The sequence below is a fragment of the Wukongibacter baidiensis genome (assembly GCF_050888315.1).
GTDB lineage: Bacteria > Bacillota > Clostridia > Peptostreptococcales > Caminicellaceae > Wukongibacter > Wukongibacter baidiensis.
Window position 1 is genome coordinate 3,944,268 of record NZ_CP138202.1, and the last position, 16,046, is coordinate 3,960,313.

Genomic DNA, 16,046 nt, shown 5'->3' on the forward strand with positions numbered 1-16,046 from the left:
TAACAGTATACATAATAACTATTCTTTTCGAAAGTTTAACCTTGAAAAAGGGAACAAATGTTTGATAAAATTATATGTATAGAGTTCATATAGTAGAACTTAATTTGTACATATCAAAATACTCGATGTTTCTAGGAGTTTTCGATGTGAATAAATTAATAGCTCTACTTGAATCTCTATATAGGGTTTACATAGTAAAACTTAATTTATACATGTGCAAATTAAAGTCTTTACTTAAATCCCTATAATTACTTTGTTATAAAGCCGTACTTGATTAAGCTTAAAGGCTGTTAAAAGCATATATGGAGTGAGATTTGTATGGAAAGAAAAATTATTCATGTAGATTTAGATGCCTTTTTTGCCTCCGTAGAGGTACTAGATAATCCAAGCCTTAAGGGAAAACCTGTAATAGTTGGTGGTGGGAGTAGTAGAGGGGTTGTATGTACATGTTCTTATGAAGCTAGGAGGTATGGGGTTCATTCTGCCATGCCAGGGTTTATGGCAAAGAAGAGATGCCCTAAGGGGATATTCCTTCCAGTAAGACACTGGAGGTATAGTGAAGTATCTAGAGAAGTTTTCAAGATATTTTATGAATTAACAGATATAGTAGAACCCTTATCTATAGATGAGGCATTTTTAGATATTACAGATATAGATGAAGATCCTTTAAAGGTAGCTTATCATATAAAAGAACGGGTTATGGAGGAGACGGGATTAACAATATCCGTAGGGATTTCCTATAATAAATTCTTGGCAAAGCTAGCCTCAGATTGGAACAAACCAGATGGAATAAAGGTTATATCTAAAGATATGATTCCAGATATATTAAGGCCCCTATCTATTAAAAAGGTCTACGGAATAGGGAGGAAGTCTGCTGAGAGGTTAAGAAACATTGGTATTTTTACCATAGATGATTTGCTTAGCCTTCCTAAAGAATATTTAAAAGAGTTTTTTGGGAAGTATGGAAATGAGATATACGATAGAATCCGTGGAATAGATAATAGAGTGGTAAAACCGAGTAGAGAAAGAAAGTCAATAGGACGCGAGACAACCCTTTCGGAGGATTCAAAGGATAAAGAATACCTTAGAGAATACTTACTAAAGTTTTCAAAAAATATTTCCGATACTTTAGTTAAGAAGGGTGTATTAGCCAAGACTATAACAGTTAAGATTAAAACTTCAGAGTTTCAAAGTCATACAAAAAGTAGAACTATTCATGATTATATAAATTCACAGGAACAGATCTATAGCATCGCCTCAGATATTCTAAATGAAATTAAGTTGGAGGATGGAATAAGACTCATAGGATTAACTGTAGCAAACCTATCTCAAAATGAAACAGAGCAATTATCATTTTTTGATAATATATAGAAAACGTAAGGAGTATATACTCCAAAATTTTTATTGCTTGGAGACTAGATGAATTATATCTAGTCTTTTTTGCTTTTATAGCATATAGGAGGCTATAAACTTTTTTAGGCTATGAATAAATCCGTATAGTAAAAATTACCAATGTCTAAGAAGCTGTTTTACCATGGAACTTACAACCTCGGATCAGAAAGCCTACAGGACAAATATTACTGAATTAGAAGGAAATTCATTCTTGAATGTAGAATTTATATTATTACGATTTGTCGAAATATGGGGGAGGGATGGTGTAGATTAATAGGTTTAATATGGTAATTTCAATATAAAATAGGTTTCTGTTGAGAAATATAGAAGCGTCCATTATGTTCACAAGGGTTTATTTTAAGTTTTGCTATGTGAACTCTATATAGTCAGCTGTAGCAAAATGGAGGTGGAGTAACTGAAGGAAAGCAAAGATAGTGAGAAATGTTTCATAACTAGAATAAAGTCAATTATTTCTAATAACTACCAGTTCAAAATAGCCTTAGTTGCTTTTATTAGCCTTTTTATAGGTCTTTCCACGTCGATAATAGTTTCATATACTAGTATCCAAAATCTTTTTGAAGATGCCACTGAAGAGACAAAGAATGGTTTAGATTCTGCGAATGACGAATACATGGACAATTATATAAATATTACAGCTAAACTAATAGAAGCAGAAATTCAAAAATTTCTTGATGAACAAGCAGTGATCGCCGATATATTTCAGAAAACCATAGATAACGAAGAGGAGTTCGCTCCACTAATAAAAAGTATGACAGAGCAATCATTTTTTAAAGATAATCTTGAGTATAGTGGAAAATGGTATCAGAACCATGAAAGTGAACCTGCTGTTGTATTAGTGCAACAATATTTGCTGGATGAGGAGAACAATATAAGACCTGAGATAAAGGAACAAATTGATCAGTCTATTATTCTCGATTTACTAATGCCATCATTTCACAAATATGGTACTGATAAATTATGGATTTACTTTTCAGGTGGACTAGGAGCTTCCTTTATGAGAGTTACACCTTGGGATGATATTGGAACAGCTATGGACCAAATTTATCCAAAACATACATATGAACCTAACTGGGAAGCATTTAATCCCGGGTTAGTAGGCAATTGGGAAAAGGCAATTCGTGAAGATGTAAAGGATTTATCCTCCCTATCGATTATATCATCACCAACCCAGGATGGTGGTACGGGTAATATTATTATGACCCTGAGACAACCCATATGGAATAAAGAAAGAGATAAGTTTAGAGGTGCGATCAGTATAGATGTTGAAATTCAGGAAATTATTAGTCTTGTAAAAAATATAAAACTAGCACATAGTGGATTTGCCTATATATCTCAATCCAATGGGAATGTTTTTGCTGTTAACAATGAGGGAGCAAAGACGTTGGGCCTTAGAGCTATTGAAGATGCAATAGTTAAGAACGACACAGAATCTGGATACAATCCTATGAGCCGCTTTCTAAGGGAAAGTATACATGAAGAAGTACAAAATATCCTATTACCTAAGGGAAATAAGATTACAAAAAATAGAGTAAAAATAGATGGAAAAGAATACTTTGTTATTCAAAAGAACTTAAAAACATTAAACACCTGGAATAAAGATAAAGGATTTTATACAGAGGCTTGGACTCTGGGATTTGTTATTCCAGAGGAGGAGGTATTTTTTTCTTATCATAATGCTAGGAATAAGATTGATGATAGTAGAGGTCTGATTATCATGAAACAATTTCTTATTCTTGGATTAGTTGTTCTGGGGATTAGCGTTTTCATTTACTTCACGACAAAGAGAATAACCTCTGATCTAAGAAAGCTTGAGCTCGTTACAGTTGAAGTCATGAATAAAAACTATGATGTGAAAGTAGATGTGAAATCAAATGATGAAATAGGAAGGCTTGCAGCTGCAATTAAGAATATGATTATCGAGATTAAAAATACCGTTAAGCAATTAAGTACCCAAAATGAAATATTGAAATGGGAAATAGCTAATAGGGAGAAGAAGGAGAGACGGATAAAGTACTTAGAAGATTATGATACCTTGACAAATTTACCGAAACAAAGTTTGTTTTTAAGTAGTTTACAGGAGTATATCGATAGCATAGGCAGTGATGGTTTACATGGAACTGTAATGGTAATAGGGCTAGATAACTTTAGGAGGGTCAATGAAGTACTTGGTCATATAGGTGGAAACCAAATACTTAAGATGGTTTCAACTAGGTTAAAGTCAATATTAAAAGATGCTGGGATTGTTGCTAGAATTAGTGGTGATGAATTTGCAATAATATATAACGATATAAGCTCAATGGAAGAGATAATTTTACAGGTGGAAAATATCATGAATACCGTAAAATCACCATATATGGTAAATGATAAAGAGATACTTATTACCGCTAGTATAGGAATAAGCTCCTATCCAATTGACAGTGTAATACCATCGGAATTATTAAAATTTGCTTCATCGGCATTAATACATACAAAAGAGAATCAAAAAGGAAACTATCAGTTTTATGATATTGAAATGAATAAAAGTGCTCAAAAGAGAAATAAAATGGTCACTGCCCTCAGACATGGAATTGAAAACAATGAATTTGAATTATATTATCAACCTCAACTAAGCCTCAATACCAGAAAACTGACGGGAGTTGAAGCACTTATTAGATGGAATAGTTCTACCTTTGGAAAGATTATGCCCGGTGTATTTATACCATTGGCTGAGGATACCGGTCTGATTAACAGGCTAGGTGAATGGATTCTTAGAGAGGCGTGTATTCAAAATAAGAAATGGCATGATATGGGATATCATAACCTAGTCGTATCTGTAAATCTATCTCCTATACAGTTTAATGACAAGAACCTTGTTGAAAAGATTAAGATGATTCTGGAAGAAACAGGACTGGCCCCAAGATTTTTAGAACTTGAGGTTACAGAAAGACTCTTAATTAGCGATAAGAAGGATGTAATTAATATGCTTCACAGGTTAAGACAGCTAGGTATAAGAATATCTATAGATGATTTTGGAACAGGATATTCATCGCTAAGTTATATCAAGGATCTACCAGTAGATAAATTGAAAATTGACCGTTCGTTTATTAAAGATATACCTAATAATGATGATGGGACAATAGCTAATATAATTATTGAACTGGGAAAAAGTCTAAACCTTATAATAAACGCAGAAGGCGTTGAAACAAAGGAACAAGAAAGATTCCTTAAAGAAAGAAAGTGTAATGAGGTGCAGGGATATTACTATAGCCGTCCAATATGTTCCTACGAATTCACTGAAAAACTCAAAGATGGCTTCAATATAAATAACATTTAAATATGGGACAATGTAGTAAAAATATACTGATTTATATGTTATATAGCTGTTATAGAGAATGTTGACCTTTATGTCATAGGGATGGAGGTGAATCTATGGAGAAGAAGGATAAAACTTTAAAATCGCAAATGGACCTTGAGAAACAGAAAGTATTGAGGGTGGACTCATTAAATAATCTTTCCGAGGAACTTGAAAAAAATAAACCTAAACGCTCATTTGAATTGTCAAAGGAAGCATACACTTTGGCTAAAGAAATAAATTATGAGTTTGGGATTTTGAGAAGTCTCTTTCGAATGGGAAGAGGATGTTGGTTGATAGGAGATTTCCAAGGTGGTATTACATATCTTTTTGATTCTATAGATGTTGCTAAAAAGGTGGGAGACCAAGAGTATGAGGTGGATGGGCTAAATGTCCTTGGGAATATATATCTTGATCTTCAGAACTTTGATATATCTTTAAAGTATTACATGAAGGCATTAAAATTAGCTGGTGAAATTAGCTATGGAAGGCTTGAAGGAAGGTTATTAAATAACATAGGAGAAATATATAAATATTTAAAAGAATATGAAATGGCTTTAGAATACTATAGAAAAAGCATATATGTATTTGAGAGTCTTGGTTATGGAAATGAAGCTGGTGTGCCAAAATTTAATATTGGACAAGTTTATTACCATCTTAGAAAGTATGAATTGGCTAAGGAATACAACGAGTGTAGTCTGAAGATTTTTAGAGATTTTGATGATCGTATTGGTGAATCCTATAGTTTACATCAGTTAGCCAGGGTGTATCAAGAGACTGGTCAGAATGACTTGGCTTTAGAATATTATTATAAAAGTCTTGGGATATTTGCACAAACAGAAGATAGATTTCATGAAATTGAAGTGCTAATAGACTTGTATAAAGCTCTTATTGAAAAAGAGGATTGTGAAAAAGCAATCCAATGTCTTCGGAGAGGATTAGAGCTGGCAAAGGAAGTAAAGGCAAATAGCATGATAGCAAAGATATGTTCATACCTTGCGGTGCTTTATGAAGAAATGGAAGAATATGAAAAGGCAATTTATTTTTACAAAAAATTTCATGACACCGAAAAGGAAGAAAAATATGAAAAATTAGCACAGAAAATAAATAGTGTAAAAGCTCAGTTTGAAATGGAACAATCTCAACAAGAAAAGGAAATCTATCGATTAAAGAATATTGAGTTAAGGCAGAAGACCCATGAACTGGAAATGAAGACTATAGAACTTGAAGAATCCTATAGAAACGTTACGATTATTAGTAAGATAGGGCAAAACATTACATCTACCCTTAATCTTGAGGAAATTTTAAACACTGTTTATGTTAACGTAAATGAATTGATGGATGCTTGTGTATTTGGTATAGGATTATTTGATGAAGAAAAAAGTGTAATCAACTATGAGTTTTTTATTGATGAATCGGATAGAATACCTTCTTGGACTAAAACTTTAGATGATCCAAAAAGCCTAGCAGTTTGGTGTGTCGTAAATAAGAAGGAAATTATGATAAGTGATGTTGATGAAGAATATACAACCTATGTAAAGGGAGTAGGGCGGCGTGGTATTGGCTCCAGGATGAAATCGATTATATACTATCCACTCATGGTTGAAAATACTGTTGTTGGAATGGTTACGGTTCAAAGTAAAAGGAAAGAAGCCTATACTAAGTACAATTTAGATATGATTAAGGCTTTAGCATCCTATATAGCTATTGCTATTAACAACGCCAAAAAATCTCAAAAACTTTCAAAGGAAATTCAGGAACGAAGGCAAACTCAGAGACAATTAGAAAAAGCAAATTGTAAACTGATGAATATCTCTAAACTAGATGGACTAACTAACATTCCTAATAGGCGCGAGTTCGATGAACATTTAGAAATGGAATGGCATCACTTGAGAAGAGAAGAAAATTATTTATCCTTGCTGATCATTGATATCGATTATTTTAAAGAGTTTAATGATAATTATGGACATCTAGCAGGAGATAGGTGCATTATACATGTTGCCAAAACTCTTCAAAGTGCTACTAAAAGAACTACAGACTTTGTTGCTAGATATGGCGGAGATGAGTTTGTTGCTATACTACCCTACACAGATGAAATGGGAGCGGAACAACTAGCTGAAGAAATGAGAGCAGAGATTGCTAAGCTAGATGTTGAGCATAAATTTTCATGTGTATCCAAGCGCATTACCATTACAATCGGTATATCGACTATTATTCCTAGTGATACTGCTACAATGGAAGATTTAATTAACATGGCGGATAAGGCTCTGTATATTGCAAAGAATAACGGACGAAATAGAGTACATACCATTACAGAAAAAGTGAGTAGTTAAGGATGGGTTGTGTTTATAATGAAAATCATCTTTACCTGTTCATTTACTGGATACCCATCGATATCAACAAGAATTTTCATATATAATTTTCTTATATAAAGAGAGATTGTCTATTTAAATGATTTTCAAGTCATTTTCAGACAATCTCTTTCTAAGTTAAGATTATTCATATTGTGTATTTTGAATGAAATTAAGCTATTAATAAATATGGGTTTGCAATTAAGAATCTAAGTTTATTTACTTTATTTTTTTGTTATGCTAAATGAATTAAAGAATTTTTCTCTACTCTCTTTAGACTTCTCATCATCGACATTTATAACCATTAATTGATACATTGTATTTTCTGCTACAAAAATCTTTTGATGAGCCTTTGCAGCTTTTCCATTATTGTTTATATCATATATAACATATTTACCTGCATATCCATCAATTGTTACATCCTCTATTACATCATTTGTACCTTGAGTTTGTGCTACCGCACCGTTACACGCATTCATAAGGAATTCATCTACTGGTTGATTTAAAACTTCTTCTGGTAATAAAGTAGTGGCAACAGTATATACTGCTTCTTTTCCTTCTAACATGAATGTATTTATTTTCATTTCTCCACTTGGAGTATCCATACTTTGGCTTTGAGTTGTTGGATCTCCAGGAAAATCTATAGAAAAACTAGCATCTTCAGGTGTAAATGTCTTAAATGTAGGAGCAGAATTGCTACTACAACCTGTAACAACAGAAGCTAATAGGCACACTAATATAAATGATACTATAATTTTTTTCATAAAATACTCTCTCCCTTAACCTTCTAATATAAAAACTTAAATTCTTTAAAAACACCATATTAAAATCTTCAATATATTTCACTATTTTGAAGATTTTAGCAAAACACTATGTTATTATATATTATTCTATGGATTGTCACAATAGAAAAATTATATATAGTACATTTGTCCTATTAGATACTGGCACTTTCAATTAGATTTTTAAAGGAGCTTTCAAATCTTTCATTATCTTCTTTTTTTCTTTTCTTAGGATTAGAGGTTTTACCTCCAGCCTTTCTTACTTTTTGAGACAAGTATCTCTGAAATAACAACCTATCCATATTATCATTTGTATATATAAGACCATTCTGATTTATTGCATGGGCACCTTTAGATAGAACCATAGTAGCGACTCCGTAATCCTGTGTAATAATAATATCATCCTTATCAACATGGTTAATTAGAGCGAAATCCGCAGAGTTATATCCCTTTCCCACAACTATCACCTTTGAATACCCATCATCGATTATATGACTGGTATCAGAGAACATTACTACGGGCAACTGGTATTCTTTTGCAATTTTTACTATAATACTTTTTACTGGACACCCATCGGCATCAACAAGAATTTTCATATATAATCTCCTTATCTTCAGATAAATTTTGTGATTATAATTTTATTGTCTAAAGTGTAAAAAGATGCGCTTGAATTTAAGCTAGTAGCTAGCGGCATAAAGGGGCTGTCTGGAAAGGTGTCTTATGAGTTCGGCCCCGGGGTGTTTCAGAATGAATGAAGTTCAAGGTTTTGAAATTCAGGCGGTTTGGCTAGTACTGACGTACGTGCCAAGTCGACTGAATTTTAAATAACGCAGAAATTCGTCATTCTGAGACACTCCCCCTAATACTTATTATAACTCCTTATACTATCCAGATCCTTTCGAATCTTTTTTCTAGGATTAGTATTTTCATGATACCCAAGGGTTATTACTAAAGCAACCTTTTCTTTCTTAGGAATTTCAAGGAGCTCCTTGATCTTCTTTTCGTTAAACCATCCTAACATACAAGTTCCGAGACCCTCTTCCACCGCTTGAAGACAAAAATGTTCAGCTGCTATTCCAATATCAATAAGGTAGTAAGGGATGCCCTTAGCCATTCCTCCAAATTTCGAACTAAGATTTCTATTTTCAGCGATAATGACTGCAAAAGCAGGGGATGTCTTCGTAAACTTGTTAAAGGAAATAAGCTTACTAAAGGTTGCTTCTGCTATCTTTGGGGTAAGTTCTGGATCATCAACAATTACAAATCTCCAAGGTTGAGAATTGCATGCAGAAGGAGAAAGACGAGCGGCTTCTAAACAACGGTCAATTTTTTCCCTGTCTACTTTTAGATCAATATATTTTCTTATGCTTTCACGCTTTTTTAATAAATCCAATAAAACCATAACCATCCTCCAATTGACTTAATAATATGATTTATATTTATTATAAGCGAAATATATGATATATCAAACAAAATATAAGGATGTAATTGACTTTTAAAAATAGGACTATTATAATAGAATCAGACTGACCGGTCAGTTCTAAAATGAATCTGACCTTTAAGCTCTAGCTTTGAAATATAATAGTTTGGAGGGAAAAAAATGAAGAAGAAAATAGCAGTTTTACTTGTAGCAATTATATTACTAACTACCATGATGGTCGGTTGCGGAAGGAAAAAATCCGCGGCTTCAGAAGAGGAGGTTAACAAACAAGAGAACTATACTCCAGTAGCAATTGAAGAGACCCAGACAAGGACCATATCAAATGAAATAGTTTTTAGTGGTAAAGTTCATGCCGACAAAGAGGTTATGATTTTACCAGAGGTACCTGGAAAGGTTATTAAGATGAATGGCCATCTTGGGACTAGAGTAGAGGAAAACACTGTACTGTTTACATTAGATAAAGATGATATACAAAAGCAGGTTGAACAGGCAAGAAAGGCAGCAGATGCTTCTAAAGCAAACTATCAAAAAACGAGGGAAAACATTCAAAATGCAAAGCTTAATCTTGAAAGAACCAAAGAGCTATACGAACAAGGAGCTGTTTCAAAGAATCAATATGAGCAAGCTCAATTAGCTGCTTCAGATGCATCATTAGATGCCGTAAAAGCTCAGTATGAACAAGCTCAGCTTTCATATCAACAGGCCTTAGACCGTCTTAAAGATACATCGGTTAAGTCCCCTATATCAGGAATTATATCTGAAGTGAACATTGAAGAAGGCGAAATGGCTTCAAGTGCACAGTCTGCAATGACAATTATAGATATGGATAAAGTATATGTAGAAATAAACGTTACGGAAAATATTATTAATGACCTATACTTAGATCAGGAAGTAGTGCTAGAAGTAGCAGCTGCTAACAATAATTTTGTTGGTAAGATAGATCGATTAAGTCCAGCTGCAGACTCTAGAACGCAGCTCTATCCCGTTAGAATATATATAGAAAATAACGAACATAAAATAAAGCCAGGAATGTTCGCAAAAATTAAACTGAATACCGATGTAAAGGAAAATGTAATAGCTGTAAAGAGTGAAGCCGTTGTACAAAAAGGTAACAAATTAGTTGTATATACGGTAGAGAATGATAAGGCAGTAGAAAAAGAAGTAACTATTGGATTAGATACAGGAATCTACGTAGAAATACTTAAAGGGTTAAATAAAGGAGAAAGTATAATAGTAAAGGGACAGAACTATGTTGACAATGGTTCAATAGTAAAGGTAGTTAGAGGTGATAAATAATGAATCTATCGAAACTAGCTGTTAAAAGACCAGTTACAATAGCTATGATTACATTTATTGTAATCATTTTAGGAGCAGTATCTCTAAGCAAGCTACCGATTGACTTATTTCCAGAAATAGAAGTACCCGTTGCAATTGTTTCTACATCCTATAGCGGTGTAGGATCACAGGAAATAGAGGAATTAATATCTAAACCTATTGAAGAAGCCGTTGCCACGGTGAACGATATAGAAAACATACGGTCTATATCCTCTGAGGGAAGCTCTATTGTTATTGTAGAATTTGCCTATGGAACGGATATGGATTTTGCCTCACTAGAGATGAGGGAAAAGGTAGATATGGTAAAGGGTATATTATCCGATGATGCCAATGATCCTATGGTTTTAAAAATTGACCCAAATGCATTTCCGATTGTTGAATTGGCACTGTCTAATGGTGGCGATCTAGCTAAGCTTCAAGCTATTGGAGAGGATACGATTCAACCTAGACTTGAGAGATTATCAGGGGTAGCTTCCGTTGATGTTTCAGGAGGCTATGAAAACGAAATCGAAATAGTTGTAAATGAAGAAAAATTAAAGGGCTATGGCCTTACAATAGATCAGTTAGCTGGAACATTAAGAGCTGAAAATCTTAATTCACCTGGTGGAGAGGTAAGAAAGGGAAAGCAGGAATTAACCATTAGAACAATGGGAGAATTTGAATCCCTAGATGAAATAAGAAACCTCCCAATAACCCTTCCTAGTGGAGGAATTGTTTATCTGTTTGATATAGCAGAAGTTGATATGAACTACAAAGATATAGAGTCGATAGTTAAGACAAATGGTAAAGAGAGTATAAACATTTCAATACAGAAGCAGTCAGGAACTAATACAGTTCAGGTTGCTGATAAGATTAACGAGGAAATAGAGAAGCTTAGAAGTGAATTCCCCGATTTAGAGATAACTGTAGTTATGGACCAATCGGAATTTATCAAGCAGTCTATAAACAATGTTATTAAAAATGCCATGGTAGGGGCAGCCCTAGCGGTAATAATACTCTATCTGTTCCTAAGAAATATGAGAACTACCTTTATTATAGGAACTGCAATACCGATTTCCGTTATCGCTACCTTCGTACTGATTTATTTCAACGGAATAACCCTAAATATGATGACACTAGGTGGTCTTGCATTAGGGGTAGGTATGCTGGTTGACAACGCCATAGTTGTTCTTGAAAATATATATAGATATATGCAGGATGGCTATTCGAGGAAGGACGCAGCGATTAAGGGAGCTAAGGAAGTAGGTATGGCAGTTACGGCTTCTACCCTTACTACTGTGGCGGTTTTCCTTCCAATGGTATTCGTAGAAGGTATTACAGCAATATTATTTAGAGAGTTTTCATTAACAGTAACAATGTCACTTGGTGCCTCGTTGATAGTTTCTTTAACCCTTATACCAATGCTTTGTTCTAAGTTCCTAAAAGTAGATGAAATGCAGGGGAAAGAGCACCATGGTAGATTTAGACTTTTTGATTTTATATATGATTCCTTTGATAAGGTATTTGCTAGACTAGAATCTAGATACAAGAAAATATTGAAATGGGCTCTAGGCCACAGAAAGTCAACAATAGCTTTAGCTGTTGTAGTATTCATAGTGAGTATGGGTTCAATAGGTATGGTTGGTACAGAATTCTTCCCTACAACCGATGAAGGGGAATTTGCCGTTAATATTTCTTTACCAGAGGGATCAGAGCTTGAAAATACTAATGAGGTGGTTCTAGATATAGAAGACAAACTCCAAGTTATTGAAGAGCTAGATACGGTATTTTCTAAAATTGGAGCGACTGGAGGAAGACTTTCAGAAAGTACTAGTTCTAATACGGCTACAGTAAATGTGGTTCTTAAGGATCTAGATGAGAGAGAAAGAAGTACCAATGAGGTAGCCGATGAGGTAAGAAACATGGTAAGGGATATTCCAGGAGCAGAAATTACAGTAGAAGTATCATCTAGAGGTATGGGCGGTGGCGGAAGTGCGCCAATATCCATTGACATAAAAGGTGATGACATAGATGTTCTAGGGAAAATTGGAGATGACCTAGAAAGGAATATTAAAGCTGTAGAAGGAACCAGAGAGGTTAAAAGCAGCTTGAGTGACGGGATTCCAGAGGTGCAAATTAGAATAGATAGAAAAAATGCCTCTCAATACGGTTTAACAGCGTCACAAATTGCATCATCAGTAAAGGGAACGATTTCTGGAAATACTGCTACAAAATATAAGTTTGATGGAGAAGAAATCGATGTAACCATCAAAGGTGATGATATCTTTAAGGAAAGTATATCCAACTTAGGTCAGACCTCTATAAAATCACCTGTAGGAGTTGATGTTCCCCTAAACCAGATAGCAGAAATATCTATAGATAGAGGGCCTGTTGCTATTAATAGAGATGATCAAGAAAGAGTTGTTAGTGTTACAAGCCAAATTTCTGGTAGAGACTTAGGAAGCATTACAAAGGACATTGAGAGTGTACTATCTGAATACTCTATGCCAGAAGGATACAGCTATGAGATCAGTGGTCAAAATGAAGATATGCAGAAATCCTTTAAGGATTTACTTATGGCCCTATTACTTGCTGTAGTATTGGTGTATATGGTTATTGCATCGCAATTTGAATCCTTGATTCATCCATTTACGATTATGTTCTCAGTTCCATTAGCACTATCGGGAGGTATATTCGGTCTCTTCATTACCGGAAGAACCTTAAGTGTACCTGCCTTTATAGGAATAATCATGTTAGCAGGTATAGTAGTAAATAATGCCATTGTTTTGGTTGACTATGTAAATACCCGTAGAAAGACTGGAGAGGATAGAAAAGAGGCTATTATTAATGCTGGGCCAATAAGACTAAGACCAATACTCATGACTACACTTACTACGGCCTTAGGACTGCTACCATTAGCACTAGGTATAGGAGAAGGTGCAGAAACTCAAGCTCCGATGGCTACAGTTGTTATAGGCGGTCTGCTTCTTTCAACACTATTGACACTCGTATTTATACCTGTACTCTACACTGTTTTTGATGATCTTAACAACTTTATAAAGAGAAGGATCTTAAAGAAAAAAACCGTTATAGATAATTAGAACAGCACAATCACAGCAGTTTATAGTATAATATTATATGTAAAAATATGTCGAACGATAAACGGTAAATATCCAGGATATCTGCGGAGGTTTGAAAATGGATAATAAAAAGAAAAAAAGAGAAGCAATTATCTTTTCTGCTTTAGCTATATTTGAACGGGATGGTTTTCATAAGGCTAAGGTCGAAGATATTGCTAAGGGAGCAAATGTGGGAAAAGGAACAATTTATGAGTACTTTAAAAGCAAGAAAGACTTATTCTATCAGATGGTTAAAAGTCTTATGAATATGTACTTTGAGCAAATCCAAAGTGTTGCTGAGGAAAATGTTGATCCTATTAGTAGTCTTGAGGAGCTCACAAAGCTTCAATTGGATACAGAATGTAAACATGGAAGCCTTGGTCATGTAATTCATGTAGAAGCCATTAAAAGCGGAATAGGTAAAGATCTTAAGGACGTTTATATAGAGTTTAGAAGTAAACAAATAAAGTTGATTCAAGGCATCATTAATAAAGGAATTGAGAGTGGTATATTTAAAGAAGTAGATACTGATATGGCTGCTTTATTCTTTATAGGAGGGGTCAATCAATTTGCATTTGAAGTCAACCATCTAAATAAATATGAATGTAAAAAAGATGTAGATATTAAAAAGTTTTTGGATGCCTTTTTAAAGGGTGTATTAAAGTAAGCCGAATTAAATTGATCAGACAAAATAAAACCATGGGGAATTTTACCCCATGGTTTCTCTATATTATTTATAAGTATTATAAATGTCATCCATCTTGTTATGTATTTCTAAAAAAGCCTTAAGAACATTGGAATCAAAGTGGCCAGGCATAACTCTTCCATCTCCATTTATAATAATATCATATGTCTTATCATGACTAAACTCCGGTTTATAGGCACGTTTACTTCTAAGGGCATCATAGATATCTGCAAGGGCCACAATTCTAGCAGACATAGGGATCTCTTCTCCCTTCACGCCCCTAGGATAACCTGTACCATCATAGCGCTCATGGTGATAAAGAGCAATTTCCTTAGCCATTTTAAGATGAGGAGAGTCGCCGATTATCTTAGCCCCATGAATAGGGTGTCTCTTTATCATATGAAACTCTTCATCGGTTAACTTACCAGCCTTACATATTATGTTTCTAGGAATATGGATTTTCCCTACATCATGCATTTGAGCAGAAAAATGTATAGTGCTTATAAAGTCATCATCCATACCTAGAGATTCTGCTATAAGCCTTGAATACTCATTTACCCTCTTGATATGATTGCCAGTATCGTCGTCATTGGCTTCTGCCGCCCTGGCAAGAGCATTTGTTGTGTAGACAAAGGCATCGTTCACTTCGTTAATTCTTGTGTGAATATTTTCAAATAGATTACACTCAACACATAGGCCTTTAATAATATCGGCTTCAAAGCTAGATAATGGACTCTGGTAATTCAAACCAATCATAGCTATATTCGTTGTAACATAACCACAAATATTATTAAGCTGTGGGAGCGTTGCTAAAATTTCCTTATTAAAAAGCATACGATAGTCTTCTATATCAGACAATTCTCCTAAATGACAATTAAAGAAAAACTCATTTTCCAGAGTAATATTATAATAGGGAGAACCGGCATTATTTAAAACTATAGGTTCATCATCTTTGATTATTAATCCTTCAGAGAGCCTATAGATCTCAGTTTTTGATTTATCATGCTCCATAGAAGTAAGTAACACTATTGATGGAGAATTTGAGATAAAAGGGTTAGAGGTAAATACATTTGTTAATAGTTTTTTTATGAAATCATCATAAATAAGTCCCTTGCTGCTAATATATTTACTTAGTAAATTATCAGTAATACCATATATCGAATCCATTGCATGATAGGATTCAGTGGTATGATCAAGCTTTTGTTTAAATGTAAGGGATTGTTTTACTATATTTGGTAGTGCATAGTGAAGTATAGATTTATGTATAACTACCTCTGAATCTAGAGCTTCCTCAAATTCTGTTGCATCCGGGGATGAAAAAATATATATAACTGGCAAAAAGTCATATGCCTGGATTGAGCTGATTATTTCAGTTACGGACTCTCTATAATCATCTAAATCTACTATTAATATTTTTCCATCAAGCTTATAAATTGTAAGCATTAGATTTTGAGGAGATATCCTATGTATGGATACATCTAATTTATCTAAGCTTTTTTTGATTGAATTATATATAGAGAGATCATTTGAAAGTAAAAGAATATTATTTGATTCCATTTTCATACTCCTTAATCTGACTTTATAGCAAAATTCTCCATTTTTCATAAAAT

The 16,046-nt window shown here is 33.9% G+C and carries 10 protein-coding genes; 6 read left to right on the forward strand and 4 right to left on the reverse strand.

Annotated elements, in window-relative coordinates; all coding sequences use genetic code 11:
* Positions 1–318: 318 nt before the first annotated feature.
* The 3 genes from R9X47_RS17855 (at position 319) to R9X47_RS17865 (ending at position 7,077) form a co-directional block, all read left to right on the forward strand.
* Positions 319–1,371, forward strand: coding sequence for a DNA polymerase IV (locus R9X47_RS17855; protein ID WP_432662384.1), 1,053 nt, complete (start codon positions 319–321; stop codon positions 1,369–1,371).
* Positions 1,372–2,023: 652 nt separating this feature from the next.
* Entirely contained in the window at positions 2,024–4,726 is a 2,703-nt protein-coding gene (locus R9X47_RS17860; RefSeq protein ID WP_432662385.1) for an EAL domain-containing protein, read from the forward strand.
* A 95-nt stretch (positions 4,727–4,821) separates the two neighbouring features.
* On the forward strand, positions 4,822–7,077 hold the full coding sequence (locus R9X47_RS17865) for a diguanylate cyclase domain-containing protein (RefSeq protein ID WP_432662386.1): 2,256 nt from the start codon (positions 4,822–4,824) through the stop codon (positions 7,075–7,077).
* 242 nt (positions 7,078–7,319) lie between these two features.
* Here the strand turns inward: R9X47_RS17865 and R9X47_RS17870 are convergent, their stop codons facing one another.
* The 3 genes from R9X47_RS17870 to R9X47_RS17880 all read right to left on the reverse strand — a co-directional run bounded on the left by R9X47_RS17870 (position 7,320) and on the right by R9X47_RS17880 (position 9,279).
* Positions 7,320–7,859 (reverse strand): hypothetical protein, encoded by a 540-nt coding sequence (locus R9X47_RS17870; RefSeq protein ID WP_432662387.1) that lies wholly within the window; start codon positions 7,857–7,859, stop codon positions 7,320–7,322.
* A 173-nt stretch (positions 7,860–8,032) separates the two neighbouring features.
* Positions 8,033–8,473 (reverse strand): YaiI/YqxD family protein, encoded by a 441-nt coding sequence (locus R9X47_RS17875; protein WP_432662388.1) that lies wholly within the window; start codon positions 8,471–8,473, stop codon positions 8,033–8,035.
* A 263-nt stretch (positions 8,474–8,736) separates the two neighbouring features.
* A complete protein-coding gene (locus tag R9X47_RS17880) occupies positions 8,737–9,279 on the reverse strand; it encodes a nitroreductase family protein (RefSeq protein WP_432662389.1) in 543 nt (180 codons plus the stop codon).
* A gap of 198 nt (positions 9,280–9,477) precedes the next feature.
* Between R9X47_RS17880 and R9X47_RS17885 the strand changes: the two genes are divergently transcribed.
* The 3 genes from R9X47_RS17885 (at position 9,478) to R9X47_RS17895 (ending at position 14,418) form a co-directional block, all read left to right on the forward strand.
* On the forward strand, positions 9,478–10,614 hold the full coding sequence (locus tag R9X47_RS17885; RefSeq protein ID WP_432662390.1) for an efflux RND transporter periplasmic adaptor subunit: 1,137 nt from the start codon (positions 9,478–9,480) through the stop codon (positions 10,612–10,614).
* Positions 10,614–13,733 carry an efflux RND transporter permease subunit gene (locus R9X47_RS17890; RefSeq protein WP_432662391.1) on the forward strand — a complete coding sequence of 1,040 codons (3,120 nt, stop codon included), beginning with the start codon at positions 10,614–10,616 and terminating at the stop codon, positions 13,731–13,733. The genes R9X47_RS17885 and R9X47_RS17890 overlap by 1 nt, the downstream gene beginning before the upstream one ends.
* Positions 13,734–13,830: 97 nt before the next feature.
* Positions 13,831–14,418, forward strand: a complete 588-nt coding sequence (locus tag R9X47_RS17895) for a TetR/AcrR family transcriptional regulator (protein WP_432662392.1) — start codon at positions 13,831–13,833, stop codon at positions 14,416–14,418.
* 63 nt (positions 14,419–14,481) lie between these two features.
* Here the strand turns inward: R9X47_RS17895 and R9X47_RS17900 are convergent, their stop codons facing one another.
* Complete coding sequence (locus R9X47_RS17900; RefSeq protein ID WP_432662393.1) at positions 14,482–15,993, reverse strand: HD-GYP domain-containing protein; 1,512 nt, start codon at positions 15,991–15,993, stop codon at positions 14,482–14,484.
* Positions 15,994–16,046 lie beyond the last annotated feature (53 nt).